Source organism: Sphingobium fontiphilum, from assembly GCF_014196635.1.
GTDB classification, from domain to species: domain Bacteria; phylum Pseudomonadota; class Alphaproteobacteria; order Sphingomonadales; family Sphingomonadaceae; genus Sphingobium; species Sphingobium fontiphilum.
Genome location: NZ_JACIEB010000006.1, coordinates 41,240 through 64,931, shown reverse-complemented (window position 1 = coordinate 64,931; position 23,692 = coordinate 41,240). Strand labels below are relative to the sequence as shown.

Annotated in this window: 24 protein-coding genes; 12 read left to right on the top strand and 12 right to left on the bottom strand. The window is 66.9% G+C overall.

Annotation, left to right across the window (positions count from 1 at the left end; all coding sequences use genetic code 11):
* Nucleotides 1–3: 3 nt before the first annotated feature.
* Nucleotides 4–1,272, bottom strand: a complete 1,269-nt coding sequence (locus tag GGR44_RS12670) for a spinster family MFS transporter (protein ID WP_183955963.1) — start codon at nt 1,270–1,272, stop codon at nt 4–6.
* 71 nt (nt 1,273–1,343) lie between these two features.
* Nucleotides 1,344–3,698, bottom strand: a complete 2,355-nt coding sequence (locus GGR44_RS12665; RefSeq protein WP_183955962.1) for a TonB-dependent receptor — start codon at nt 3,696–3,698, stop codon at nt 1,344–1,346.
* Nucleotides 3,699–3,860: 162 nt separating this feature from the next.
* On the opposite strand from GGR44_RS12665, the gene GGR44_RS12660 reads away from it, so the two are divergent.
* Nucleotides 3,861–4,475: a TetR/AcrR family transcriptional regulator gene (locus tag GGR44_RS12660; protein ID WP_183955961.1), complete on the top strand. Its 615-nt coding sequence runs from the start codon at nt 3,861–3,863 to the stop codon at nt 4,473–4,475.
* On the opposite strand, the gene gltX is transcribed toward GGR44_RS12660, so the two are convergent.
* Together gltX and GGR44_RS12650 are read right to left on the bottom strand one after the other, a co-directional pair.
* The gene (gltX, locus tag GGR44_RS12655) at nt 4,476–5,807 is read right to left on the bottom strand and encodes a glutamate--tRNA ligase (protein WP_183955960.1); all 1,332 of its coding nucleotides are present in this window, start codon (nt 5,805–5,807) and stop codon (nt 4,476–4,478) included. It abuts the gene before it with no gap.
* Nucleotides 5,808–5,810: 3 nt separating this feature from the next.
* A complete protein-coding gene (locus tag GGR44_RS12650; RefSeq protein WP_183955959.1) occupies nt 5,811–7,472 on the bottom strand; it encodes an NAD+ synthase in 1,662 nt (553 codons plus the stop codon).
* A 119-nt stretch (nt 7,473–7,591) separates the two neighbouring features.
* On the opposite strand from GGR44_RS12650, the gene GGR44_RS12645 reads away from it, so the two are divergent.
* Nucleotides 7,592–8,527, top strand: a complete 936-nt coding sequence (locus tag GGR44_RS12645) for a ribose-phosphate pyrophosphokinase (RefSeq protein ID WP_183955958.1) — start codon at nt 7,592–7,594, stop codon at nt 8,525–8,527.
* Between the two features lie 16 nt (nt 8,528–8,543).
* Here the strand turns inward: GGR44_RS12645 and GGR44_RS12640 are convergent, their stop codons facing one another.
* Both GGR44_RS12640 and GGR44_RS12635 read right to left on the bottom strand, forming a co-directional pair.
* Nucleotides 8,544–8,780 carry a hypothetical protein gene (locus GGR44_RS12640; RefSeq protein WP_183955957.1) on the bottom strand — a complete coding sequence of 79 codons (237 nt, stop codon included), beginning with the start codon at nt 8,778–8,780 and terminating at the stop codon, nt 8,544–8,546.
* Nucleotides 8,781–8,816: 36 nt separating this feature from the next.
* Nucleotides 8,817–9,242 carry a VOC family protein gene (locus tag GGR44_RS12635; RefSeq protein WP_183955956.1) on the bottom strand — a complete coding sequence of 142 codons (426 nt, stop codon included), beginning with the start codon at nt 9,240–9,242 and terminating at the stop codon, nt 8,817–8,819.
* Between the two features lie 72 nt (nt 9,243–9,314).
* Between GGR44_RS12635 and hisN the strand changes: the two genes are divergently transcribed.
* The 3 genes from hisN to GGR44_RS12620 all read left to right on the top strand — a co-directional run bounded on the left by hisN (nt 9,315) and on the right by GGR44_RS12620 (nt 12,375).
* A complete protein-coding gene (gene hisN / locus GGR44_RS12630; protein ID WP_183955955.1) occupies nt 9,315–10,109 on the top strand; it encodes a histidinol-phosphatase in 795 nt (264 codons plus the stop codon).
* A gap of 4 nt (nt 10,110–10,113) precedes the next feature.
* Nucleotides 10,114–11,883: a DNA helicase RecQ gene (gene recQ, locus GGR44_RS12625; protein ID WP_183956109.1), complete on the top strand. Its 1,770-nt coding sequence runs from the start codon at nt 10,114–10,116 to the stop codon at nt 11,881–11,883.
* Between the two features lie 63 nt (nt 11,884–11,946).
* Nucleotides 11,947–12,375, top strand: coding sequence for a protein tyrosine phosphatase family protein (locus tag GGR44_RS12620; RefSeq protein WP_183955954.1), 429 nt, complete (start codon nt 11,947–11,949; stop codon nt 12,373–12,375).
* A 99-nt stretch (nt 12,376–12,474) separates the two neighbouring features.
* Here GGR44_RS12620 and GGR44_RS12615 read toward each other — a convergent pair whose 3' ends face one another.
* From GGR44_RS12615 to hemC, 4 genes are all read right to left on the bottom strand, one after another.
* On the bottom strand, nt 12,475–13,212 hold the full coding sequence (locus GGR44_RS12615; RefSeq protein WP_183955953.1) for an alpha/beta fold hydrolase: 738 nt from the start codon (nt 13,210–13,212) through the stop codon (nt 12,475–12,477).
* A 109-nt stretch (nt 13,213–13,321) separates the two neighbouring features.
* Nucleotides 13,322–14,209, bottom strand: coding sequence for a hypothetical protein (locus GGR44_RS12610; protein ID WP_183955952.1), 888 nt, complete (start codon nt 14,207–14,209; stop codon nt 13,322–13,324).
* Between the two features lie 9 nt (nt 14,210–14,218).
* The gene (locus GGR44_RS12605) at nt 14,219–14,890 is read right to left on the bottom strand and encodes a uroporphyrinogen-III synthase (RefSeq protein ID WP_183955951.1); all 672 of its coding nucleotides are present in this window, start codon (nt 14,888–14,890) and stop codon (nt 14,219–14,221) included.
* Nucleotides 14,887–15,813 (bottom strand): hydroxymethylbilane synthase, encoded by a 927-nt coding sequence (hemC, locus tag GGR44_RS12600; protein WP_183955950.1) that lies wholly within the window; start codon nt 15,811–15,813, stop codon nt 14,887–14,889. The genes GGR44_RS12605 and hemC overlap by 4 nt, the downstream gene beginning before the upstream one ends.
* A 44-nt stretch (nt 15,814–15,857) precedes the next feature.
* On the opposite strand from hemC, the gene tsaD reads away from it, so the two are divergent.
* The 3 genes from tsaD to GGR44_RS12585 all read left to right on the top strand — a co-directional run bounded on the left by tsaD (nt 15,858) and on the right by GGR44_RS12585 (nt 19,420).
* The gene (gene tsaD, locus GGR44_RS12595; protein WP_183955949.1) at nt 15,858–16,892 is read left to right on the top strand and encodes a tRNA (adenosine(37)-N6)-threonylcarbamoyltransferase complex transferase subunit TsaD; all 1,035 of its coding nucleotides are present in this window, start codon (nt 15,858–15,860) and stop codon (nt 16,890–16,892) included.
* Nucleotides 16,889–17,860: an NAD(P)H-dependent glycerol-3-phosphate dehydrogenase gene (locus tag GGR44_RS12590; protein ID WP_183955948.1), complete on the top strand. Its 972-nt coding sequence runs from the start codon at nt 16,889–16,891 to the stop codon at nt 17,858–17,860. Before tsaD ends, GGR44_RS12590 begins: the two co-directional genes overlap by 4 nt.
* Before the next feature lie 69 nt (nt 17,861–17,929).
* A complete protein-coding gene (locus GGR44_RS12585) occupies nt 17,930–19,420 on the top strand; it encodes a lipopolysaccharide biosynthesis protein (protein WP_183955947.1) in 1,491 nt (496 codons plus the stop codon).
* Between the two features lie 15 nt (nt 19,421–19,435).
* Here the strand turns inward: GGR44_RS12585 and GGR44_RS12580 are convergent, their stop codons facing one another.
* Nucleotides 19,436–20,428, bottom strand: a complete 993-nt coding sequence (locus GGR44_RS12580; RefSeq protein WP_183956108.1) for an adenosine kinase — start codon at nt 20,426–20,428, stop codon at nt 19,436–19,438.
* 122 nt (nt 20,429–20,550) lie between these two features.
* Here GGR44_RS12580 and GGR44_RS12575 point away from each other — a divergent pair, with 122 nt between their 5' ends.
* The 3 genes from GGR44_RS12575 to GGR44_RS12565 are packed head-to-tail and all read left to right on the top strand — an operon-like array spanning nt 20,551 to nt 22,558.
* Nucleotides 20,551–21,222 (top strand): EI24 domain-containing protein, encoded by a 672-nt coding sequence (locus GGR44_RS12575; protein ID WP_183956107.1) that lies wholly within the window; start codon nt 20,551–20,553, stop codon nt 21,220–21,222.
* On the top strand, nt 21,219–21,593 hold the full coding sequence (locus GGR44_RS12570; RefSeq protein ID WP_425511321.1) for a hypothetical protein: 375 nt from the start codon (nt 21,219–21,221) through the stop codon (nt 21,591–21,593). The genes GGR44_RS12575 and GGR44_RS12570 overlap by 4 nt, the downstream gene beginning before the upstream one ends.
* Entirely contained in the window at nt 21,590–22,558 is a 969-nt protein-coding gene (locus tag GGR44_RS12565; protein ID WP_183955946.1) for a bile acid:sodium symporter family protein, read from the top strand. Before GGR44_RS12570 ends, GGR44_RS12565 begins: the two co-directional genes overlap by 4 nt.
* Before the next feature lie 4 nt (nt 22,559–22,562).
* Here the strand turns inward: GGR44_RS12565 and GGR44_RS12560 are convergent, their stop codons facing one another.
* Nucleotides 22,563–23,108: a thermonuclease family protein gene (locus GGR44_RS12560; RefSeq protein WP_343052337.1), complete on the bottom strand. Its 546-nt coding sequence runs from the start codon at nt 23,106–23,108 to the stop codon at nt 22,563–22,565.
* A 202-nt stretch (nt 23,109–23,310) separates the two neighbouring features.
* Between GGR44_RS12560 and GGR44_RS12555 the strand changes: the two genes are divergently transcribed.
* A complete protein-coding gene (locus GGR44_RS12555) occupies nt 23,311–23,691 on the top strand; it encodes a RidA family protein (protein WP_183955945.1) in 381 nt (126 codons plus the stop codon).
* Nucleotide 23,692 lies beyond the last annotated feature (1 nt).

Sequence of the window (23,692 nt, the reverse complement as noted above, 5' to 3'; positions counted from 1 at the left end):
CGATCAGGCGCTGACCCAATCCCGGCGCAGCGCCTTGCCCGCCAGCGCCATGAAGAGGCCGGCGAGCAGGTAGAAGCCCAGCGCCGCGACGATGGCGTAGCGCAGCGCCTCATTCCCAAAGGCGGGGGTCAGCGCGTCGGAGAGCGAGCCGACCGCCCAACTGCCAAGGCCCAGGCCCACCAGATTGTTGATGAGCAGGAATGTCGCCGCCGCGCTGGCGCGCATATGGGCGGGGACGAGGTGCTGGATGGCGGTCAGCACCGGGCCGAGCCAGACATAGACCAAAGCCTGCGGGATCAGGAACAGGGCGAAGGCCAAGGTGACGCTGTTCGACAGCACGCCGATCACGAACAATGGCATCCCCACGACATAGCTGATCGCGGGCACCCAGGCATACCAGGCCTTGTCGCGCCCGCCCATGGCGTCGCCAAGCCATCCGCCCGCCAGCACGCCCGCAACCCCGCCGATCAGCAGCAGCCCGCCCAGAAACTGGCCCGCGCCGATGAGGTCGAGGCCAAAGCTGCGCATCAGCAGGCTGGGCAGCCAGAAGGCGACGCCATAGCCGCACATCGAACTGCTCGCCGCGCCCAGCGCCAGCAGCCAGAAGCTGCGCTTGGCCGCCAATATGCCGAACACGGCGCTGACCGGCACGGCGTCGCCCGTCGGCACCGGCCGGGCCGGTTCCCGCACCACCAGCCGGAACAGCGGCGCGATGACGATGCCGAGCAGGCCGACGACGATGAAGGCGGTGCGCCATTCCACCGTCTGCGCGATATAGCCGCCCAGCAGCACGCCGCCCGCCGACCCCAAGGGGATGCCGAGCGAATAGATGGAGAGCGCACGAGCGCGCTGGTGCGGCGGGAAATAGTCGGAAATGACCGCATAGGATGGCGCGACGCCGCCCGCTTCGCCGACGCCCACGCCGATGCGGCACAGGAACATCTGCATGAAATTGCCCGCCAGGCCGCACAGCGCGGTGAAGCCGCTCCAGATGGCGAGGGACACGGTGATGACCCAGGTGCGGCTGGTGCGGTCCGCCAGCAGCGCCAGCGGGATGGCGAGGGTGGAATAGAGCAGCGCGAAAGCGATGCCGCCCAACGCCCCCAACTGGGTATCGGTCAGTTCCAGTTCGGCCTTTATGGGGCCGGCGAGGATGCCGAGGATCTGCCGGTCAAGGAAGTTGAAGGTATAGACCAGCAACAGCATCGCCAGCACCACGCCCGAATAGACAGGGTTGTTTCGGGCGGGGGCGGGGGACGATGCCTGGGTCATGCAATCTCCGTGCGCCGCCCCTGTCCAAAGGGCAAGGGCGGCGTCGGGGGTAAGAGGGGGACTCTGCCGGATCAGAACTTCAGCGTGCCGGTCACGAAAACCTGGCGCGGATTGCCGTAGAAGGCGGTCAGCGTGCCTTCCTTGCCCAGCGATGGGGTCGGAAAACCCGCCGCGTTGTTGATGATCGCGCCGGTCGTGGGGTTGGCCGCGACGAAGGTGTAGCCGGAGGTCTTATATTCCTTGTCCAGCAGGTTCTTGCCATGGAGCCCGAGGCTCCAGCGGTCGTCGGGCGCGGTGTAAACGATGCTGGCGTCCCACAGCGCAAAACCCTTCTGGTCGATATAGGGGTTGGGGATTTCGAACTGATAGGTCTTGGAACGCCAGGACAGGGTGCTGCCGACATAGATGCTGCCCTCGCCGACCGGCGCGGTATAGCTCAGCGTGCCGCTGGCGGTCCATTTGGGGGTGTTCTGCACCTTGCGGAAATCGGCGACATCGGTCGGAACGCCGCCGATATTGGAGATATATTCCTTATATTTCGCGTCGATATAGCCGATGGCGGTCGACAGGTTGATGCGGTCGCCGCCGGTCAGCACATCACGGCCAAGGCGCGCGTTGCTCTCAAACTCCAGCCCCTTGAACGTCGCCTTGCCCGCGTTGGACACGATGCCGCAGAAGGAGGCGATGCCGCCGACGCTGCATGCCACCGAGCCGGGGATCTGCACATCCTTGTAATCGGCATAGAAGCCCGCGACCGCGACATAAAGCGCGCCGCCCATGAAGTTGCCCTTGTAGCCGACTTCATAGCTGTCGACCTGTTCCGGCGCGAAGCTGAGGAAGGCGGCGACTTCGCTGTCCTGACGAATGCCGTCCTGGTTGAGGTCGGGCGCGTTCACGCCCACGCCGCGCGGGTCGAAACCGCCGCCCTTGAAGCCCTTCGAATAGCTGGCGTAAACATTGTGGTCGCGGTTCGGCTTGTAACTGACCGAAAAGCGCGGGGTGAACTTCTTATATTCGCGCTCGCCGTTGAAATCGGTGCCGGGCGCGCCGAAGGGAACGCCCGCGCCGTCGAACACGGGCGAGCCGCCGCCCAGATAATTCTGGCGCAAAATGTCGGCCCGGCGCTTGTCCCATGTGTAACGGCCACCGGCCGACAGGCTGATCTGGTCCGTCACGTCAAAGGTGAAGTCGCCGAAAATGGCATAGGTTTCGGTGTCGACATTGGCCTGGGTAAAGGCGGTCAGGCCAGCGAGGGTGGTGAACAGGCGCACGTCGAACAGGGTGTCGGCCCTGGCGTCGAGATAATAGAAGCCGACCATGCCCTTCAGCGGGCCATTGTCATAGAGAAGCTGGAATTCCTGGCTCAGCTGCTCGTTGAAATAATAGGCGGGAACGTCGACGTCGATGGCGGGCAGGGCGTCGAAGTCGATCGGCGACGCGCTGTCATCCTTGCGCCAGGCGCTGATCGAACGCAGCGTGACGCTGTCCGACAGTTCGGCGCTGATGTTCATCGACAGGCCATAGGACTTCACATATTGCTTGGGATCGGTGAGGCCGCCCTGCGTGTCGAACACGTCCTTGAGCATCGGCGTGCCCGAAAGCTGGCCCGGCATCAGGCGGTGGCCGCCGCGCGCATTGCTGTTGTCCTTGGTATAATCGCCGGTGATGCGCATCAGCACCGGTTCGCCATAGCCGCCCATTTCAAATGTGGCGCGCGCCGCCCAGACGTCCTTGTTGTAATTATCCTCGCCGGTGGTCAGGTTCTTGCCAAAACCGCCGCGCGACAGGCGGGCCACGGCGCCGCCGACGCGGATCAGGTCGCTGATCGGGGCCGACACGGTCAGCACGCCATCGGCCTGGTCATAGGTGCCGAACGAACCCTTGAGCTTCAGCGCGAATTCCTGCGGCAGCATCTTGGTCACATATTTGACCGCGCCGCCAATGGTGTTGCGGCCATAGAGCGTGCCCTGCGGACCGCGCAGCACTTCGATCCGCTCCACATCGTAAATGTCGAGGAGGCTGCCCTGCGGACGGTTGAGATAGACGTCGTCGAGATAGATGCCGACGCCCTGTTCGAAACCGGAAACGGGATCCTGCTGGCCCACGCCGCGGATGAAGGCGGTCAGCGTCGAATTGGTGCCGCGCGACGCCTCCAGCGTGGTGTTGGGGACGACGTTGGCGATGTCGGTGATGTCGAGCGCGCCCTGCGATTCCAGCTTGTCGCCGGAAAAGGCGCTGACGGCGATGGGCACGGCGACCAGCGTTTCCTCGCGGCGGCGCGCGGTGACGACGATCGCGCCTTCATCGTCGGACGGGGCGCTGGCGCCTTCTTGCGCGAGAGCGGGCAGAGTGACGCAACCGCCCCAGGCGGCGCTGGAAAGGGCGAGGATTCGAAAGGTGTTTAGGGCGGTGCTGCGAACGGCCATGGCGGTTCCTCTCCTGATGGCGGCGCCCGGTCCACCGGGCTGCCGGATTGCTTTGAATGATTGGATAATGAAAGTTGAACCGGCTTTCAACTTCAAATATAGGAGCCCCTACCAATGTCGCAGTAATGCTGCGACAAAAACAACACAGCTATGGGAGCAGGCATGACCGAATCGGCGAGCGCGCGGGACGACAAGACGCCTCGCACCGCGCGCGGCGAGCGCACCCGCCGGGCCTTGTTGCGGGCGGCGGCCGATGAGTTCGGCGAAAAGGGATTCCATGAAGGATCGATCAGCGGCATCACCCGCCGGGCGGGCTGTGCGCTGGGCAGTTTCTACACCTATTTCGCCAGCAAGGACGATATTTTCCGTGCGCTGGTGGCCGATATGTCAGGCCAGGTGCGAGACCATGTCGCGCTGCGCCTGCCGGATGCTAGGGACGGGATCGACGCCGAACGGATCGGTTTATTGAGCTTTCTGGAATTCGCGCGCGAGCACAAGGAGATCTATCGCATCATCGACGAAGCGGAATTCGTCGATCATGCGGCCTATCGCGCCCATTATGAAACGACCGCCTCGCGCATGGCCGCTCGTCTGCGCAAGGCGGCGGAGCGAGGGGAATTGAGCGATGACGTGGACGAGGTTCACGCCTGGGCGATCATGGGCATGAACGTGTTTCTGGGCCTGCGCTATGGCGTGTGGGACGACAGCCGCGATCCGCAGGAAGTGGCGGCCATTGCCAACGCGCTGGTCGCCAACGGCATCGCGCGCAAGGCGTGATCAGCCGCCCTTGAGCCGCGCGAGCGCCGCGTCCCGGCCAATCAGCGGCAACAGCGCGGCCATGTCCGGGCCATGGTCCAGCCCTGTCAGCGCCCGGCGCAGCGGCAGGTACAGCGCCTTGCCCTTGCGCCCCGTCTGCGCCTTCAACGCCTCGGTCAGCGCCTTCCATATGCCGGCATCGAAGGGCAGGGTTGCGAGCGTGGCGGCGGCCTGCGCCAGATAGGCGGCATCCTCCTCTTCCGCCGCCGGGGCTTTGACCGGCCCGGTGACGATCCGCCACCAGTCGGCCGCCTGATCCACCGTTTCCAGATTGGGGCGAATCGCCTCCCAACCCGCTTCACCGACGCCGTCGGGCAGGCGGTCGGCGACGGCGGCATAGGGCAATTGGTGCACGATCTTGTGGTTGAGCGCGGCCATTTCGGCTTCGTCGAAGCGGGCGGGCGCGCGGCCGAAATGGGCGAAGTCGAAACTGTCGATCAAGGGCGCGGGATCGGTGAAGGGTTCGACCGGCTGGCTCGACCCCAATCGCGCCAGCAGCGATATCACCGCCATCGGCTCCAGCCCCATCTCGCGGAAATGGGCGACGCCCAGCGAGCCGAGCCGTTTCGACAGCTTGCCTTCCGACCCGGTCAGCAGCGCCTCATGCGCGAAGGCGGGCAGGGGCGCGCCCAGCGCCTCGAACATCTGGATCTGGGTCGCGGTGTTGGACACATGATCCTCGCCGCGCAGCACATGGGTGACGCCCATGTCGGCGTCGTCGATGACCGAGGGCAACAGATAGAGCCACGACCCGTCGCTGCGGCGGACAACCGGATCGGACAGCAATTTCGGGTCGAAATGCTGATCGCCACGGATCAGGTCGGTCCAGACGATCGGCCGGTCATGGTCCAGCCTGAACCGCCAATGGGGTTTGCGCCCCTCCGCTTCATAGGTCGCGACCTGATCGGCGGTCAGGGTCAGCGCGGCGCGATCATAGACCGGGGGCAGGCCCCGGCCGAGCAATATCTTGCGCCGCAATTCCAGTTCCTGCGGCGTTTCGTAACAGGGATAGACCCGGCCCGCCGCGCGCAGGGCGGCGAACTTTTCCTCATAAAGCGCAAAGCGCTGCGACTGCTTTTCCTCCGCGTCCCATTGGAGGCCCAGCCATTGCAGGTCGGCGCGGATGGCGTCGGCATAGTCTTCGCGCGACCGCTCCAGATCGGTGTCGTCCAGCCGCAGCAGGAAGCGCCCGCCGCTCTTGCGCGCCCACAGCCAGTTGTGAAGCGCGGCGCGGATATTGCCGACATGCAGATGGCCGGTCGGCGACGGCGCGAAACGGGTGACGACGGCCATGGATCAGATCGAACGAAAGGCGTTGGTGATGGGATAGCGGCGGTCGCGGCCGAAATTGCGGCTGCCGATCTTGACCCCCGGCGGCGACTGGCGGCGCTTATATTCCGCGATGTAGAGCAGCCGCTCGATCCGCGCGACAATGTCCTGATCGAAACCGCGCGCAACCAGTTGGGCGACCGATAATTCCTCCTCGACCAGACCATAAAGGATCGGGTCCAGCACCTCATAGGGGGGCAGACTGTCCTCATCCTTCTGATTGTCGCGCAGTTCGGCCGTGGGCGGCTTGGTGATGACGCGTTCGGGCATCACCGGACCCTGCGGGCCAAAGCCGACGCCCAGCGAAGGCATGTTCGCGTTGCGCCAGCGCGACAGGTCGAACACCGTGGTCTTGTAGGCGTCCTTCAGCACCGAATAGCCGCCCGCCATGTCGCCATAGATGGTGGCGTAACCCACCGACATCTCGCTCTTGTTGCCCGTGGTCAGCAGCATGTGGCCGAACTTGTTGGAAAGGGCCATCAGCGTGACGCCGCGGATGCGCGACTGGATATTTTCCTCGGTCAGGTCGCGATTGCGGCCCGAAAACACATCCGCCAGCATCGCGTCGAACGCGCCCACCGCCGGTTCGATGGGGATGTTGTCATAACGCACGCCCAGCAGGCGCGCACATTCGATGGCGTCGTCCAGACTGTCCTGACTGGTGAAGCGCGAGGGCATCATCACGCACCACACCCGGTCCGGCCCCAGCGCGTCGACCGCTACCGCCGCCGACAAAGCCGAATCGATACCGCCCGACAGGCCCAGCACCACGCCGGGGAAGCGGTTGCGGTTTACATAATCGCGCAGGCCCAGAACCATAGCATTATAGATATCGGCAGGCCGCTCATCCAGCTGGTGGACATCGCCGGGCAGGCACGTCCACGCCCCCTCGCGCTTTTCCCATGTCGTGATCGCCAGCGCCTCTTCCCAGTCGGGCATCTGCGCCGCGATGGAAAGGTCGGCGTTCATCACGAAGGATGCGCCGTCGAACACCAGTTCGTCCTGCCCGCCGACCCGGTTGAGGTAAACGAGCGGCAGGCCGGTTTCGCGCACCCGCGTGCCCGCCACGCCATTGAGGCGGCGTTCGTCCTTGTCCACTTCATAGGGGCTGCCATTGGGGCTGATGAGGATGTCGGCGCCCTGCGCCTTCAGATGGGCGGTGACGAAGGCGAACCAGATATCCTCGCAGATGGGAACGCCGATCTTCACGCCGCGAAAGTCGATGGGCGCGGGCAGGGGGCCGGGCGCGAACAGCCGCTTTTCGTCGAACGTGCCGTAATTGGGCAGTTCGCGCTTCTGCCTGATCTGCGTCACCGCGCCATTTTCCAGCAGGGCGACGACGTTGAACAGCACGCCCTGCGCCGCCGCCACCGTGCCGACCAGCATCGCCGGGCCGCCATCGGCCGTCGCCTGCGCCAGCCGGTCCAGTTCATGGTCGGCGCGCTCGATCAGCGCGGGTTTCAGCACCAGATCTTCTGGCGGGTATCCGATCAACTGCAATTCGGGATAGACGATCAGGTCCGCGCCGGTCGCGCGGGCGCGCCATTCCAGCATCGCGTCGGCATTGGCGGCAAGGTCGCCCACCGACTGGGTCATCTGGGCAAGGGCGATCACGAGTTTGGCGGTCATGGCGGCCCCCTAAAGCATTTTGCCGCGCCACGCAAAAGCGCCTTTCCAGCGGGGGGTCGCGCCGCTAAAGGGGCGGCGACTTCGCCAACGTAACCGATCTGTCACGGGGATTCGGGCACATGAAATTGCTGACTGGCAACTCCAACAAGCCGCTGGCCGGCGCTATTGCCGACTATGTCGAAATCCCGCTGACCAACGCCAGCGTCCGCCGCTTTGCCGATGAAGAGGTTTTCGTGGAAATCCATGAAAATGTCCGGGGCGAGGATGTGTTCGTGCTCCAGTCGACCAGCTACCCCTGCAACGACAATCTGATGGAGTTGCTGATCATGATCGACGCGCTCAAACGCGCGTCGGCCAAGCGGATCACGGCGGTCGTTCCCTATTTCGGTTATGCCCGGCAGGATCGCAAGCCCGGCCCGCGCACGCCGATCTCCGCCAAGCTGGTCGCCAACCTCATCACCACGGCGGGCGCCGACCGGGTGCTGTCGGTCGATCTGCACGCCGGGCAGATCCAGGGCTTTTTCGACATTCCGACCGATAACCTGTTCGGCGCGCCGGTGATGTCGGCCGATATTCAGGCGCGTTTCGGCGAGAAGAATATCATGGTCGTGTCGCCCGACGTGGGCGGCGTGGTGCGCGCCCGGGCGCTCGCCAAGCGGCTCGACAACGCCCCGCTCGCCATCGTCGACAAACGCCGCGAACGGGCGGGCGAATCGGAAGTGATGAACATCATCGGCGACGTCTCGGGCCGTTTCTGCGTGCTGATCGACGATATCGTCGATTCGGCCGGCACGCTGTGCAACGCCGCCGCCGCGCTGAAGGCGGCGGGCGCCGAGGGCGTGGTCGCCTATGTCACCCATGGCGTGCTGTCGGGCGGCGCGGTCGCGCGCGTCGATGCGTCGGAACTGCACGAACTGGTCATCACCGACTCGATCCAGGCGACCGACGCGGTGGCCCAGTCAAACCGCATCCGCCAGTTGCCCATCGCCCCGTTGCTGGGCGAAGCGATCAAGCGCATCGCTGACGAAAGCTCGGTTTCCAGCCTGTTTGATTGATGGCTGGCCTCGTCGCTCAGGCGGCGGGCAGCAGCACCAGAGGCAGCGACAGGATCAGCGCCAGTGCGGCGATGATGCGCTGGCCGCGCGTCACGCCCAGCGGCAGTTCGCGCCAGAGCAGCGGGCAGGCGAGCAGCGCCAGAAGGAACAACCCGATCGCGATGATGGGCGAACCGCCCATCGGCATGTCCTGCAGCAGCGTCAGTCCGCCCAGGAGGGCGATCAGGCTGAAAATCCATCCGATGGCGGCCATGATCGCAAAGCTTAACGCGCTTGCGTTGCGGAAGGCTTAATCGGCCGCCCAGGGGTCGTAGCTGCCAAAGCTCCAGACATTGCCCTCGCCATCGAGCGCGGTGTAGCCGCGCCCCGGATAGCCGTCATTATCGGCCGGTTCCTGCACCACCACCGCGCCCCTGTCGCGGGCATGGCGGCAATGCGCGTCGGGATCGGGCACGACCACATAGATGCAGCCCGTCACCCCGCCCAGATCGCGCACCGTCGACCAGCGGTAGAGCGATTCGCCATCCTCCCCGCGCGCGCTGCCCAGCATGACCATCCCGTCGCCCAGCACCAGTTGGGCGTGGTGGACGATGGCCGGGTCGGCATCATCGGCATAGACGGCGTGGGGCTCAAAGCCGAAAGCCTCGCACAAAAAGGCGATGGCGGCGGGCGCGTCGGCATAGCGCAGGCATGGGATCATCGGGGAACCGGGCATCTTTCCTCTCCCTTTCCGGAATCGGGTGCGGCCAGTCTAGCCTAGCGGCGTTCGAGCGGCTAGGCGGGGGGCATGACGACATTGGACGATCTTGCCCTGGCCCACCGCCTTGCCGATGCGGCGGGCGACGCCATCCGCCCCTTTTTTCGCGCACGCTACGACACCGAGTTCAAATCGGACAAATCGCCGGTGACGGAGGCCGACCGCGCCGCCGAGGCCGCGATCCGCGCGATTTTGGAGAAGGAACGCCCCGGCGACGGCATTATCGGCGAGGAATATGGCGCGACCCGCGAGGATGCCGAGCGGGTATGGATATTGGATCCGATCGACGGCACCCGCAGCTTCATCGCCGGTCGGCCGATATTCGGCACGCTGATCGCGCTGACGCAGGCGGGCTGGCCGACGGTGGGGATCATCGACCAGCCCATCGGGCGCGAACGCTGGGCGGGGATGACCGGGCAGCCCACGATGTTCAACGGCCGCCCGGTGCGCAGCCGCGCCTGCCGCGACCTGGACCACGCCATCGTCGCGACCACCGCGCCGCAGGCCTTCCCCGGCTGCACCGCCGAGCATTTCTCGCGCCTGGCGGGTCAGTGCCGCGACACGGTGTGGGGCGGCGATTGCTATAATTACGGGCTGGTCGCGTCGGGCCATGTCGACATTGTCGTCGAAGCGGGGCTGAAACTGCACGATCTGGCCGCACTGGTGCCGGTGGTCGAGGGCGCGGGCGGGCAGATGTGCGACTGGTCGGGCGATCCGCTGACCGCCGACAGCGACGGCAATGTCATTGCGCTGGGCGATCCGGCGCGGCTGGATGATGTGCTGGAGGCGCTTTCGCAGGACCATGACGGCCATCATCACGGCTGATCGGATGGCGGGCGATCTTTCCACCCTGCTGCATGATGTTTTCGGCTTTCCCGCCTTTCGCGGGGTGCAGCGGCAGGTGGTCGACCGGGTGATGGCGGGCCGGGCGACGCTGGCGATCATGCCGACCGGCGCGGGCAAGTCGCTCTGCTATCAATTGCCCTCGGTGGCGCTGGACGGGTGTTGCGTGGTCGTGTCGCCGCTGATCGCGCTGATGCACGATCAGTTGCGCGCGGCGCAGGCGGTGGGCATCCGCGCCGCCAGCCTGACCAGCGTCGACAATGACTGGCGCGAAACGCAGGACAGGCTGCGCGCCGGGGAGCTGGACCTGCTTTATGTCGCGCCGGAACGGGCAACGACGGAGGGGTTCCGGGCCTTGCTGCGGTCGGCGCGCATCGCCCTGTTCGCCATCGACGAAGCGCATTGCGTGTCCGAATGGGGGCATGATTTCCGTCCCGATTATCGCCTGTTGCGGCCGATGCTGGACGAATTTGGCGATGTGCCGCGCCTTGCGCTGACCGCCACCGCCGACGCGCATACGCGCGAGGATATATTGGTGCAGCTCGGCATCCCGCGCGATGGGATGATCATTTCGGGCTTTGACCGACCCAATATCCGCTATGCGGTCGGGCCGCGCGATGGGCTGACCCGGCAATTGACCGACCTGCTCGCCGCCGAGCGCGGCCCCGGCATCGTCTATGCCCAGACCCGCGCCGCGACCGAAAAGCTGGCCGAGACGCTGGGCCGGGCGGGGCGGCCGGTGCGCGCCTATCATGCCGGGCTGTCGCCCGACGTGCGCGCCGCCAACCAGGCCGCCTTCATCGCCAGCGAGGATATGGTGATGGTCGCCACCGTCGCCTTTGGCATGGGCATCGACAAGCCCGATGTGCGCTTCGTCGCCCATGCCGGCCTGCCCAAGTCGATTGAGGGCTATTATCAGGAATCGGGCCGCGCGGGCCGCGACGGCGAACCGGCGGTCGCGCATCTGTTCTGGGGGGCGGAGGATTTTGCCCGCGCCCGAATGCGGATCATGGAACTGGAGCCCGCGCGCCAGCCCGGCGAGCGGGCGCGGATCGCGGCGCTGGGCGCGCTGGTGGAAACGGGCACATGCCGCCGCGCGATCCTGCTGCGCCACTTTGGCGAAAGCCCGCCCGAACGCTGCGGCAATTGCGACAATTGCCTGTCGCCACCCGACAGCATCGACGCCACGGAAACCGCGCGCAAATTGCTGTCCGCCGTCTACCGCACCGGGCAGAGTTTTGGCCTGGGCCATATCGAACAGGTGCTGACCGGCGCCGTCACCGACCGGATTCGCGAGCGCGGGCATGATCGCATTTCCGTTCACGGCATCGTCGCGGGGGACGAGGGGGCGTTGCTGCGCCCCGTCTCCCGCGCCTTGCTGGTGCGCGACGCGCTGGAAACGACCGAGCATGGCGGCCTGAAGCTGGGCCCCAACGCCCGGCCGATCCTGCGCGGGGAAGAGGAGGTGCGGGTCATCCTGCCGCCCAAGCGCCAGCGTCGCCGCAATGCGCGCGGGGCGGGCGCGGCCAATCCGGTTGGCGATCCGCTGTTTGATGCGCTGCGCGCCTGCCGCCGCGAACTGGCGCAGGAGGCGGGTGTGCCGCCCTATGTCATCTTCCACGATTCGACCCTGCGCGAAATGGCGGAGCAGCGGCCGACCAGCCTGTCCGAACTGGCGACGATCAGCGGCATCGGCCAGCGCAAGCTCGACGCCTATGGCGACGCATTCCTGGCCGCGATCCGGCCCTTTGCCTGAAGCGCGGGGCTTGAAACCCGCCTTGCGTGGGCGCATGGACAGGGCAGATTAGAGGAGACGCCGATGTTCCGCCGATTGACCGACAACATGTATGTTTCGCCGCAGATCAGCGTCGATCAGGTGGAGGAGGCCAGGGCCATGGGCGTGACGATGATCATCAACAATCGCCCCGATGACGAGGAACCCGGACAGGTCAACGGGGCAGAGGTCGAGGCGGCGGCGAAGGCTGCGGGCCTTGGTTATGCCGCCGTGCCGGTATCGCATGGCGGCTTTGCCCCCTGGCAGCTCGACGGCATGGCCGCCGCGCTGGAGCAGGCGGGAACGGGCAAGGCGCTGGCCTATTGCCGGTCGGGCACGCGCAGCACGCTCCTGTGGTCGCTCACCCGCGCGCGGGCGGGCGAACATCCCGATGTGCTGAGCGCGCAGGCGGCGGCGGCGGGCTATGACATCAGCCCGGTTCGCCAGATCATGGACGCGCTGGCTGCCGGTTAGAGTGATTTCGAGGCAGGTGTAAACAGCTGCCGACGCGGAAATCACGGGAAACAAACAAAAAATACGGTTCGTTCCGGTCCAGTCAAAACCGGAACGACCTTATGGCAGCAGGGCGAGAGCCCGGCCGACCGCCGCTATGCCTTCGGGCGCGGCTGCAAAGCCCATATGGGTGCAATCCACCTCGATCGCGCGGTCGCGCTCGCCCGAACGTCCGGCGGCGCAATCGGGCTGGATGACCCCGTCACGCCGCGACCACAGGGCAATGGTCGGCACCGGCGGCTTTTCCTCGCGGCGACAGGGGAAGGGCGGCGCGTCGACCGGAAAGCCCGCTACCCTCTCATAAATCCGCCAGGCATGATTGGCGCGCGGGTCGCCCGAAAAGGGCGTGCCCATGGTGACGACGCCGCGCACCCGGTGCGGCATCGCCTTGGCATATTCGCGCGCATAAAGGCCGCCCAGGCTCCACCCGACCAGCGTGACGGGCGCGCCATTGTCGCGCTTGATGGCGCTGATGCTGGCGTCGATCCGGTCCAATATGTCGGTGCGCGGCCCGCAATTGCGGCCCAGGCCCCAGTCATGCGCCTCATAGCCTGCGCGGGACAGGACATCGCGCATCGCCTCCATCCGGCGGCCCGACGCCAGCAGGCCGGGAATCAGCATCACCGGGCGGCCGTCGCCGCGCGCCATGGTGGACGCCAGCAGATCCAGCGACCGGCCTGTGCGCCAGATATCATAGGGGAGCGCAAAATTGCCGATGAGATGCGACAGCCCCGGCCGTGCAATGGCGCCCTTCGTACGAGCGCTGCGCGCGGACAATTGGGGGATGGACAACGGCACGGCAACGACACTCCCTTGCGCTTGCGGCAAAGATGACAATGTCGTGACAAACGCTGCAATCGTCCACAGGTTTCATCGCGTCTTTGAAACGGCTGGGCGATAATCGGCTTTAGGGTGCCAGTGGTGAAGTGGTCTGCACGGTCGCCCCGTCGGATGCGCGCAACTGGCGCGGTTCCAATATGGCGGCGGTTTCGATGAGGTCGAGCGCCCGGCGCGCGTCGAGATAACGGCGGGCCGATTGCACCCAACGGGCGGCGACCCCCTTTCCGGGCATCGCGTCCACTTCCGCCAGCGCGGCGGACACGCGACCAGCGTCGATATAGCGCAAGGCGCGATCCAGCGCGGCCTGCGGCCGGGGCGAAGGCGTTGTCGATCGGCGGAAGGTGACAAGCGCCTTCGCCTCTTGTTCCATGGCGCTCCACCAGTCGCGCTCGGCCGCAGCGGTCAGCCCTTCCGCTATGTCCAGCAATCCGCCGCGCAGGTCGACAAGGGTCAACGGCTGGCGCGAGGCGTTGATGATGGTGGCGACGGCGCGGGGCTGAGCCTGGCCAAAGCGCAGGCGCAACTGCCCCTCGACATAGCCGAGCGGCGCGCCGCTATCGAGCGCACGGCGAGCGGCGAAGGCGACGAGCAGCCCTTCCGCCCGGGCGGCGTTGGCGGATGCGCCCTGCGCCTCCACCGTGATTCGGGTCAGCCTTTCCTCCATTTGCTGCACCCGCGCGTCGAGCATCTGGTCGGGTATGGCGGCCGGACGCGCCGCGCCCGGGCTGGCGACCATGGGCAGCGTCTGTTGAGTCGTCGCGGCGGGAGTGAGGGGCGCGGGCTGCGACTGCCAGAGACGTTCCAACTGCGGCAGCGCCCAGAGGGTCAGGCCGACCCCCAGGGCAAAGCCCAGAATCGGCAGGCCCAGCGAGCGAATAAGCGAACGGGGCCGGGCGCGGGCCGGGGGAATGGGCGCGGGCGGCGGGCTGTTGTCCGTGGTGGCTGTTTCGTCCATGCGTGGACTTCAATCGCACAAACGGCGGGCGAGGGCCAGCATCGCTTCGTCCGTGGGTCGCGCCGCCGCGGCGATGGCGCGCCAGCCTTCGCCGCAGGCCGTTTGCGCCGCCGCGCTGATCGCCACGATGGAAATGCCGGGGCGCTGGCGATCGTCCGTTAGCGCCGCCAGCCTGCGCCCGGCGCGCGCCGAATGGACAAGGGCCGTTATGCCCGGTTGGAGCATCGCGGCCAGCCCGGTCGCATCGCCTCGTTCGCAGGCGGCATAGACGATGGCTGGCGTGATTCGCAGCGGTCCGGGGTCAATCGGGGCGCCGTCCTGTCCCCGAAGGTGCAGCACATGGCGGCGGCCGTCCTCGGCCATTTTCCGCGCGACCGCGCTGCCGTCGGCTTCGCCCGTCTCGATCCGGTCGAAACCCGCCTGCGCCAGCGCATCGGCGGTGCACTGGCCCACGGCATAGGCGGGAAGATTGCGATATTGAGCAAGAGCGTCGCCCGCCATGCGCACGGCGTTGGCGCTGGTCAGCATCAGGGCGTCGAAGCCGGCGGGATCAGGCGGCGTCCAGGCAACCGGATCGATGGCGAAGAGAGGATAGCTCAGGGCCTCGATCCCCATTGCGGCCGCGCGGCGCATGGTGGCGCCGGCGCCCGGTTCGGGCCGGAGCACCAACAGTCGGCTCACGCCTCGAACAGCGCCCGCAGCGCCGGGCTGGCGCGATCGAGCAGCGACCGGCCCAGCGCCATCGCCCCGGCGTCGTCGCCGCGTGCGATACCGGCCTCGCCGCGCACGCATTCCGCGCCATCGGCGGACAATATCTCCGCCTCGATCCGTATCGCTTCGCCCGCGATTTGCGCCAGTGCGGCGATGGGCGAATGGCATGTGCCGTTCAGCCCACGCAGCACCGCGCGTTCCGCCATCACGCAATCGAAGGTGTCGGCATGGCTGATCGCGGCGAGCAGGTCGCGCATCGCCCGGTTTTCGGTCAGCGTCTCTATCCCCACCGCGCCCTGCGCGGGGGCGGGGAGCATGGCGTCGACCGGAATGGCGCAGCCGATGTCGCCCTGGCCCAGCCGGTCCAGCCCCGCCGCCGCCAGCAGCGTTGCGTCGGCTTCGCCCGCGTCCAGCTTGCCAAGTCGCGTGGCGACATTGCCGCGAAACAGGGTGATCGACAGGTCAGGCCGTGCGCGGCGCACCTGCGCGCTGCGCCGGGGGGAACTGGTGCCCACCACCGCGCCGGGCGGCAGGGCGGACAGGCTTTCCGCGCCGATCAGCCGGTCGCGCACATCGGCGCGGGGCAGCATGGCGGCGATGGTGATGGCGTCGGGGCGGATGGTTTCGACATCCTTCATCGAATGGACGGCAAAGTCGATTTCACCTTCCAACAGAACCCGGTCCAGCTCCTTCGTCCACAGCGCCTTGCCCCCGATTTCGGCCAGCGCCCGGTCCTGAATCCGGTCGCCGCTGGTCTGGACGATCACGATCTCTATGGCGCCCTGCGCCCAGCCATGAGCGGCGCACAGCGCCTGCGCGGTCATGGTCGCCTGCGCCAGTGCAAGCGGGGAGCCTCTGGTGCCAAGGCGCAACGGTCGGTCGGCTATCGTCATATGCGGCTTGCTCTAATGCCCATGGGCATTAGAGGGAAGCGGCAATGACCATCATCCTTGGCCTTGAATCGAGTTGCGATGAAACCGCGGCGGCCCTGGTGAGCGCCGACGGGCGGATTTTGGCGCACCGGCTCGCCACGCAGGAGGAAGAACATCGCCCCTATGGCGGCGTCGTGCCCGAACTGGCGGCGCGCGCTCATGTCGAGGTGCTGACGCCGTTGATCGAAGCCGCGCTGGCCGACGCAAAGATGACGCTGGACGATGTCGACGTGATCGCCGCGACCGCTGGCCCCGGCCTGATCGGCGGAGTGATGGTCGGCCTTGTCACCGGCAAGGCGCTCGCCCATGCGACCGGCAAGCCGCTGATCGCGGTCAATCATCTGGAGGGCCATGCGCTCTCGCCGCGGCTGGCCGACCGCTCGCTCCAATTCCCCTACATGCTGTTGCTCGTTTCGGGCGGCCATTGCCAGTTGCTCCATGTGCGGGGGCCGGGCGACTATGCGCGGCTTGCCACCACCATCGACGATGCGGCGGGCGAGGCGTTCGACAAGACCGCCAAGCTTTTGGGCCTTGGCTATCCCGGCGGTCCCAGAGTCGAGCAAGCGGCGGCGCGGGGCAACGCGAAGGCGGTGCCCCTGCCGCGCCCGCTGGTCGGCACGGCCGAACCGCATTTTTCCTTCGCGGGCCTCAAAAGCGCAGTCATGCGTGCGGCGCAGTCCGGCCAATACGGCGCGGACGACATCGCCGCCTCCTTTCAGCAGGCGGTGATCGACTGTCTGGTCGACCGCACCCGGCGGCAATTGTCGGCCGGGCATCCCGCGGGCGCGCTGGTCGTGGCGGGGGGCGTCGCCGCCAACCAGGCGATCCGCGCGGCATTGGAGAACCTCGCCGCCGACCATGGCGTCCCCTTCGTCGCGCCGCCGCTGTGGCTGTGCACCGACAATGCGGCGATGATCGCCTGGGCGGGGGCGGAACGCTATGCCGTCGGGCTGGTCGACGATATGAGCGTTCCGGCGCGACCGCGATGGCCGCTGGACCCGGACGCTGAAAAGGCGCGCGGAGCGGGAGTGAAGGCATGAAGGCTGGCGTAATCGGCGCGGGCGCATGGGGCACGGCGCTGGCCCATACGCTCAGCATGGACGGGGAAGCGGTGCGCCTGTGGGCGCTGGAGGCCGATGTCGTGGCCGCGATCAACGGCGACCATGCCAATAGCGCTTATCTGCCCGGCGTCGCGCTCAATCCGACGATCATCGCTACCGGCGTGATGGCGGACATGGCCGATTGCGACATGCTGCTGATCGTTTGCCCGGCCCAGCATCTGCGCGCCATGGTGGCGCAGACGCCCGCGTGCACCCCCCTGGTCCTCTGTTCCAAGGGGATCGAGGCGGGCACGGGGTTGCTGATGTCGGAAGTGGTGGCCGAAGTCCGCCCAGACGCGCCGCTGGCGGTGCTGTCTGGCCCCACCTTCGCGCATGAAGTGGCGCAGGGCCTGCCCACGGCGATCACGCTCGCCTGCTCCGACGCGGATCTGGCGCGCACGCTGGCCGCGCGTATCGCCCGCCCGGCATTCCGCCCCTATGTCAGCGACGATGTGATCGGCGCGGAAATCGGCGGCGCGGTCAAGAATGTGCTGGCCATCGCCTGCGGCATTGCCGAGGGGGCGGGGCTGGGTCTCAATGCCCGCGCCTCGCTCATCAGCCGGGGCTTTGCCGAAATGACGCGCTTCGGCCTGGCGCGCGGGGCGCGGGCCGAGACGCTCAGCGGCCTTTCCGGGCTGGGCGATCTGGTGTTGACTTGCTCCTCGACCAATTCGCGCAACTTCTCGCTGGGCAAGGGCCTGGGCGAGGGGCGGTCGGCAGTCGATCTGCTGGCCAATCGCCGCACCGTGGCCGAAGGGGCCTTCACCGCGCCGGTGCTGCGCGACGCGGCGCGGTCGGCGGGCGTGGAAATGCCGGTGGCCGAAGCCGTCTGCGCCCTGCTGGAAGGACGCGCGCCGGTGGCCGATATTGTCGGCGCGCTGCTGTCGCGTCCGTTGCGGCCCGAATAAATTTGCCCGTGCCCCTCGATTATCCCCTAAATATGGTCGCCATCGGGGTGAGAGCGGAGAGCGATTCCTTTGGCGACTGACGCCCAGACTGTGGACGACGATGGCCGCGACATCGCCGCTCTGGCGCGTGGCGGGCGGGCCAATGTGTTCGGTTTCCTGCTGCGTCTGGCCGCGCGTCTGCCTTTCCTGTTCATTGCCGGGCGCTGGTATGGCGCGGACACGCTGGGCAGGTTCGCCTATGCCGTGCTGGTGGTGGAGTTTGCCGCGCAGCTTGCGACGCTGGGGTTGAAACGCGGGCTGGCCGGGGCGCTGGCGCAGACGCAGCGGCCCCATAATCATGTGGTGACCGACGCCATGGTCGTCACGCTGCTGGCGTCGCTGGCGGCGGCGGGCGCGCTGATCGCCTTTCCGCAGGCGATGTTCCCCAACAGCGGCATCAACGGGCTTGACCGGCTTCTGGCCCTGATCGTCATCGCGGTCGCCGGGTCCGATGTGGCGCTCGCCGCCTGCGCCTATCGCTATGACATCGGCGCGACGGTGCGGGCGCGCTCCATCATCGAACCCTGGGCGATCAGCATCGGGGCCTTCGTGTTTGCGTTCTATTCCACCCGCGACGGCCTGATCCTCTCCTATGTCCTGTCGATGGTCGCGGCGCTGGCCGCCTCGATCATCCCGATGGCGCGTCATTATGGCGTCCCCCATGGCTGGCGGCCCGATGCCGGGCGATTGTGGCGGCTGGCGCGGCGCAACCTGCCGCTGGCGGCGGCGGACGGGGTGGAATGGGGTTCGCGCAGGCTGGACATGGCGATCCTCGGCCTGTTCGTCAGCCCGGCGCTGGTCGGCATCTATTATGTGGCGCAGCAGGTCGCTTCGCTGCCGCAAAAGCTCAAGACGAGTTTCGACCCGATATTGGGCCCGGTCATCACCCGCAACCTCGCCGAAGGCAATCTGGCCGCCATCGCGCGGCAGGTGAGCCAGGTCGGCTTCTGGATCATCGCCGCGCAGGCGGGCATTGCGCTGGCGCTGGGCATTCCGGGGGTGGCGGTGATGGGCCTTGTCGGCCCCCAATTCGCAGGCGGCGCGCTGGCGCTCGGTTTCCTGCTGCTGGCCGAAGTGGTGGCGGCGACCGCGGTCGTCAGCGAATCCGCGCTGGTCTATATCGCCCGGCACCGCAATCTGATGATCTCGCTCGGCATGATCGCGGCGCAGGCGCTGGTCAGCTTCGCGCTGATCATGGCGGCGAAAAAAATGGGCTATGGCGACATGGTGCTGGCCGCTGCGCCCGCACTGGGCCTGTGTCTGGCGCTGGGGCTGGGGGCGATTGTGAAGGCGCGGCTTCTGTCGCGCCTGCTGGGCGCGCCGATCAACGCCTGGCGCTGGCCGCTGCTATGGGCGGCGGCGGCGGCGACCCTTGTCGGCGCGGGCTTCATGGCCCTGCCGCCCCATTATGAATGGGTGCAACTGGTCTTCGGCATATTCTCTATCCTTGGCGCCTATGCGGTCATCATCTGGCGCTGGGGGTTCGGCAAGGAAGACCGGGCGCTGTTCCGCAAGGGATAGCGCCCCGGCCAGCGATCAGGCGAACAGCGCGTCGCGGATGACGCTGAGGTCGGCTTCGGGCCGCGCGCCATAGTGGGAAATGACTTCCGCCGCCGCCGCCGCGCCCAGTTTCAGGCAATCTTCGATCCCGCGTTCGTCCAGCAGCGCCGACAGGAACCCGGCGGCGAACAGGTCGCCCGCGCCCGTGGTGTCGACCACCTGCGCAACCGGCGCGGCCGGCGCGCTATACCGCTCGCCGTCGACCACGGCGATCGCGCCATGCTCGCTGCGCGTCGACACCAGCACAGGCAGCTTGCCTGCAAAGGCGGCGATGGCCTCTTCGAAATCGTCCACCCCGGCCAGCGACTTAATCTCATTCTCGTTGGAAAAGAGGATGTCGATCAGCCCTTCCTCGATCAGCTTCAGGAAATCGGCGCGATGGCGGTCGATGACGAAGCTGTCCGACAGGGTGAAGGCGACCTGGCGCCCCGCGCTCCGCGCCGTGTCGATCGCCGCCCGCATCGCCGCGCGCGGCTGTTCAGGATCCCACAGATAGCCTTCCAGATAGAGGATTTTCGCCGAGGCGATCAGGTCGCGGTCCAGCGCCTCTTTCGGCAAAAACTGCGACGCGCCAAGGAAGGTGTTCATCGTCCGCTGCGCATCGGGCGTCACCATGATGAGGCAGCGGGCCGTTGGCGGCTCCTGCGCGCGGACGGGGGTGGTGAAATGAACGCCGAGCGCGCGCACGTCATGGGCGAATACCTTGCCCAGTTGATCGTCCGCCACCTGCCCGATGAAACCGCATTGATTGCCCAGCGCGGCCATGCCCGCCAGCGTGTTGGCGGCCGAACCGCCGCTGATTTCCATCGCGGCGGGCATGTCGGCATACAGGCTTTCGGCCATCGCCGTGTCGATCAGCTGCATCGCGCCCTTGGTCAGCGCATGTTCGGCCAGGAAAGCGTCGTCGGTGCGGGCGATGACGTCGACGATGGCATTGCCGATGGCGACGATGTCGAACGTGGCGGGCATGGTGGCGGTCAAGCAGAAGTCCTTTGGCCGTGTTGGGATATCGCCCGCTCCTCTATCCGCGCGCGCCGACCGGCGCAACCGCGCCGGTTGACGGCGGTCGCGGCCGGGCGGATAGCGGCATGATGGTTCCCCTTGCCCTGTTCCGCGCCTTTCCCGACATCTTCCTGCCCGCCGCGCGCGCGGTGCTGATCCGCAGTCTGTTGCTGACGATCGGCCTGTTTGCGCTGCTGGGGGTCGGTCTGTGGTGGGCGATCCGGGCGCTGGTCGCATGGATGGGATCGGGGGAACAGGCGGGCCTTGCGGGCGCGGCCGCCGCCACGTTGATCGCTTTGTTCGCTTTCTGGTTGCTGTTTCGGGCGGTGGCGATGGCGATATTGGGCTTCTTCGCGGACGAAATCGTCGTCGCGGTCGAGCAGCGATCCTATCCGGCGGCGGCGGTGACAGCCCGTCCCGTGGGCGCGGGGCAGGGGATGCGCTTTGCCGTCCGGTCTGTCCTGCGGATGATCGGTTGGAACGTCCTTGCCCTGCCGCTCTATATCGCTTTGCTGGTGACAGGGGTCGGCACGGCCGCTCTGTTCCTGGCGCTCAACGCCTATCTGCTGGGGCGCGATCTGGCCGACATGGTGGAACCGCGCCATCCCGACCTGCCGCCCATCGGCGGCGCGGCGCGCTGGCTGATGGGCCTGGCGGGCACGCTCCTCTTCCTGATCCCGGTCGCAAACCTGTTTGCGCCGGTGTGGAGCGCGGCTATGGCCGTCCACATGCTGCAAGCCAACCGGAAACGCCGCCCATGATGTTCGTTCGCAGGCTGATCGCCGCCGCCGCGCCCATGGCGCTCGCCGCCTGTGGCGGCGCGATCGTGCCGCCGCAATCGCCCGGAACCGTCGCGCCGCCGGGGCCGCCGGCCAGCGCCTTCGCCCAATCCGGTCCACTCAAGGGGCTGGACGCGCGCCATTTGACGCAGATGTTCGGAACGCCTCGGCTCGACATTCGGGAACTGACCGGGCGCAAGCTGCAATTTGCCAATGGCCGCTGCGTGCTCGACGCCTATCTCTATGCCCCGGCAAAGGGCAAGGATCAGGTGGTGACCCATGTCGACGCCCGCACGCCCGCCGGGGTCGATACCGACATTGCGACGTGTACGGCAGCATTGCAGGCGCGATGAACCGGCTGCGCGTTTTCCTTGATCCCTTCCTGCTGGCGCTGCTGACGACGGTTGCGCTCGCCTCACTGCTGCCGGCGCGGGATGCTTTCGCCTCCTTTATCGGCGTGGTGGCCGACGCAGGCATCGTGCTGCTGTTCTTCCTGCACGGCGCCCGCTTGTCGCGGCAGGCGGTATTGAGCGGGGCGAAGGCTTGGAAGCTGCACCTCGCGACGCTCGGCAGCACCTATGCGTTATTCCCGTTGCTGGGGCTGGGCATCGCCATGCTGCCGGGTGTTCCGCCGCTGGTCGGCATGGGGCTGCTGTTCCTGACCTTGCTGCCCTCGACCGTGCAGTCCTCCATCGCCTTTACCGCCATTGCGGGCGGCAATGTCGCGGCTGCGGTGGTCAGCGCCTCCTTTTCCAACCTGATCGGCATCGTGCTGACGCCGCTGCTGGTCGCGCTGTTCATGGGCAAGGTGGGCGGCGGGCCGTCATTGCAGGCGGTCGAAGCGATCCTGCTGCAATTGTTGCTGCCCTTTGCCCTGGGGCATATGCTGCGCCCGTGGATCGGCGATTTCGTCGCCCGCAACAAGGACTGGCTGGGCCGGGTCGACCGGGGTTCGATCCTGCTGATCGTCTATTCCGCCTTCAGCGCGGCGGTGGTCGAAGGATTGTGGCGGCGTTTGAGCGGCGGCGAACTGGCGCTGATCCTGGCGCTGTGCATAGGCCTGCTGGCGGCGGTGCTGACGGCGACATGGCTGCTCGGCCGGGTGCTCGGCCTGCCGCGCGTCGACGCCATCGTGCTGCAATTTTGCGGGTCCAAGAAGAGCCTGGCGTCCGGCGTGCCGATGGCGGGCGTGCTGTTCCCGGCGGCCAGCGTCGGGCCGATGCTGTTGCCGTTGATGCTGTTCCATCAGATCCAGTTGATCGCCTGCGCCATGATCGCCCGCCATTATGCCCAAGGCAAAGAAGCGGCGCAGGGCTGAGCCGTCAGCACCAGGGGCGGCGGCTGCCTTCCCATGGCCGCGCCAGCCCCTCGCTGACCAGCATCGCGCCGATGGATTGGCCGTCGCGGGTCACGATGCGCAAATTGCGGCCATAGCGATCCGTTTCGCGCTCGCCGCTTTCCAGCGAAAAAGGGCCGTCGTTCAGCAAAGCCTGCAATCGCTCGGTCGCGCGCGCACCCAATTCCGCCTCGCTCTCACAGCGCGGCGGATGGGTTTCGGGGGTGTCGATGTCGGCGATCCGGTATTTCTCGCCCGCCAGCCAGAATGTGTCGCCATCGACCACGCAATTTGCGCCGCCGCCGCTGTGGCAAAGGGCGAACTCGGCGGACAGCGCGTCCGGCGCGGGCCGGTCGACCTGCTCCTCCATCCAGTCAGGCAGGGTGGGGGCGAACCACAGCGCCGCCAGAACGATGCCCAGCAGCCATGGCATGGCGCCAATGCCGGGCAGCCGGAGCCGGTGCTTTGGCAACGGCTTTTTGAAACGGCTATGTCCCGTTGCGCGGGTTTCATTGACCCAGGCGAGGCGCACGGCGTCTTTTCCTGTTCTGCGACGGTTGCGGGGATAGCGGCTGGCCATGGCGTATTTCTAGCCGCTCAATTCCCAACCATGTCTTAAACCCTGTCCGCCTTTTCCTCCGATCTGGTGCGGTGCGGTAAAATGGCTGGACAGCGCGGCCTGCCCCCGGCACAAGCCGCCCCGATCCCACGACAGACAGACTCAAGGGAAAATCATGCCCCGCACTCTCATATCTTCCGGTTCGCCTTTCGAGGCGCAGGTCGGCTATTCGCGCGCCGTCGTTCAGGGCGACTGGTGCTTCGTCGCCGGCACCACCGGGACTGACCCTGAAACCAAAACCATGCCCGAAGGCGTGGCGGACCAGGCGGCCAATGCGCTGAAAACCATTGGCGCGGCGCTGGAGCAGGGCGGATTTTCCTTCGCCGATGTGGTCCGCGCCACCTATTACATCACCGATCCTTCCTATTGGGATGCGATCGCCGCGCCGCTCGGCGCTGTGTTCGGCGATATTCGCCCCGCCGCCACCTGCGTCGTCGCCGGCCTCATCAAGCCGGAGATGAAGATTGAAATCGAAGTCACCGCTTTCCGGGGATAAG

Coding starts and splice junctions, on each gene's coding strand:
- gltX (WP_183955960.1), bottom strand. CDS start 5,807: ATGGCCGTCGTCACCCGTTTCGCGCCGTCGCCGACCGGCCATCTGCAT.
- GGR44_RS12580 (WP_183956108.1), bottom strand. CDS start 20,428: ATGCCCGCCACGTTCGACATCGTCGCCATCGGCAATGCCATCGTCGAC.
- recQ (WP_183956109.1), top strand. CDS start 10,114: ATGGCGGGCGATCTTTCCACCCTGCTGCATGATGTTTTCGGCTTTCCC.
- GGR44_RS12570 (WP_425511321.1), top strand. CDS start 21,219: ATGATGTTCGTTCGCAGGCTGATCGCCGCCGCCGCGCCCATGGCGCTC.
- GGR44_RS12575 (WP_183956107.1), top strand. CDS start 20,551: ATGGTTCCCCTTGCCCTGTTCCGCGCCTTTCCCGACATCTTCCTGCCC.
- GGR44_RS12650 (WP_183955959.1), bottom strand. CDS start 7,472: ATGACCGCCAAACTCGTGATCGCCCTTGCCCAGATGACCCAGTCGGTG.
- GGR44_RS12610 (WP_183955952.1), bottom strand. CDS start 14,209: ATGGACGAAACAGCCACCACGGACAACAGCCCGCCGCCCGCGCCCATT.
- GGR44_RS12665 (WP_183955962.1), bottom strand. CDS start 3,698: ATGGCCGTTCGCAGCACCGCCCTAAACACCTTTCGAATCCTCGCCCTT.
- GGR44_RS12640 (WP_183955957.1), bottom strand. CDS start 8,780: ATGGCCGCCATCGGATGGATTTTCAGCCTGATCGCCCTCCTGGGCGGA.
- hisN (WP_183955955.1), top strand. CDS start 9,315: ATGACGACATTGGACGATCTTGCCCTGGCCCACCGCCTTGCCGATGCG.
- GGR44_RS12555 (WP_183955945.1), top strand. CDS start 23,311: ATGCCCCGCACTCTCATATCTTCCGGTTCGCCTTTCGAGGCGCAGGTC.
- GGR44_RS12670 (WP_183955963.1), bottom strand. CDS start 1,272: ATGACCCAGGCATCGTCCCCCGCCCCCGCCCGAAACAACCCTGTCTAT.
- hemC (WP_183955950.1), bottom strand. CDS start 15,813: ATGACGATAGCCGACCGACCGTTGCGCCTTGGCACCAGAGGCTCCCCG.
- tsaD (WP_183955949.1), top strand. CDS start 15,858: ATGACCATCATCCTTGGCCTTGAATCGAGTTGCGATGAAACCGCGGCG.
- GGR44_RS12660 (WP_183955961.1), top strand. CDS start 3,861: ATGACCGAATCGGCGAGCGCGCGGGACGACAAGACGCCTCGCACCGCG.
- GGR44_RS12645 (WP_183955958.1), top strand. CDS start 7,592: ATGAAATTGCTGACTGGCAACTCCAACAAGCCGCTGGCCGGCGCTATT.
- GGR44_RS12590 (WP_183955948.1), top strand. CDS start 16,889: ATGAAGGCTGGCGTAATCGGCGCGGGCGCATGGGGCACGGCGCTGGCC.
- GGR44_RS12635 (WP_183955956.1), bottom strand. CDS start 9,242: ATGCCCGGTTCCCCGATGATCCCATGCCTGCGCTATGCCGACGCGCCC.
- GGR44_RS12565 (WP_183955946.1), top strand. CDS start 21,590: ATGAACCGGCTGCGCGTTTTCCTTGATCCCTTCCTGCTGGCGCTGCTG.
- GGR44_RS12620 (WP_183955954.1), top strand. CDS start 11,947: ATGTTCCGCCGATTGACCGACAACATGTATGTTTCGCCGCAGATCAGC.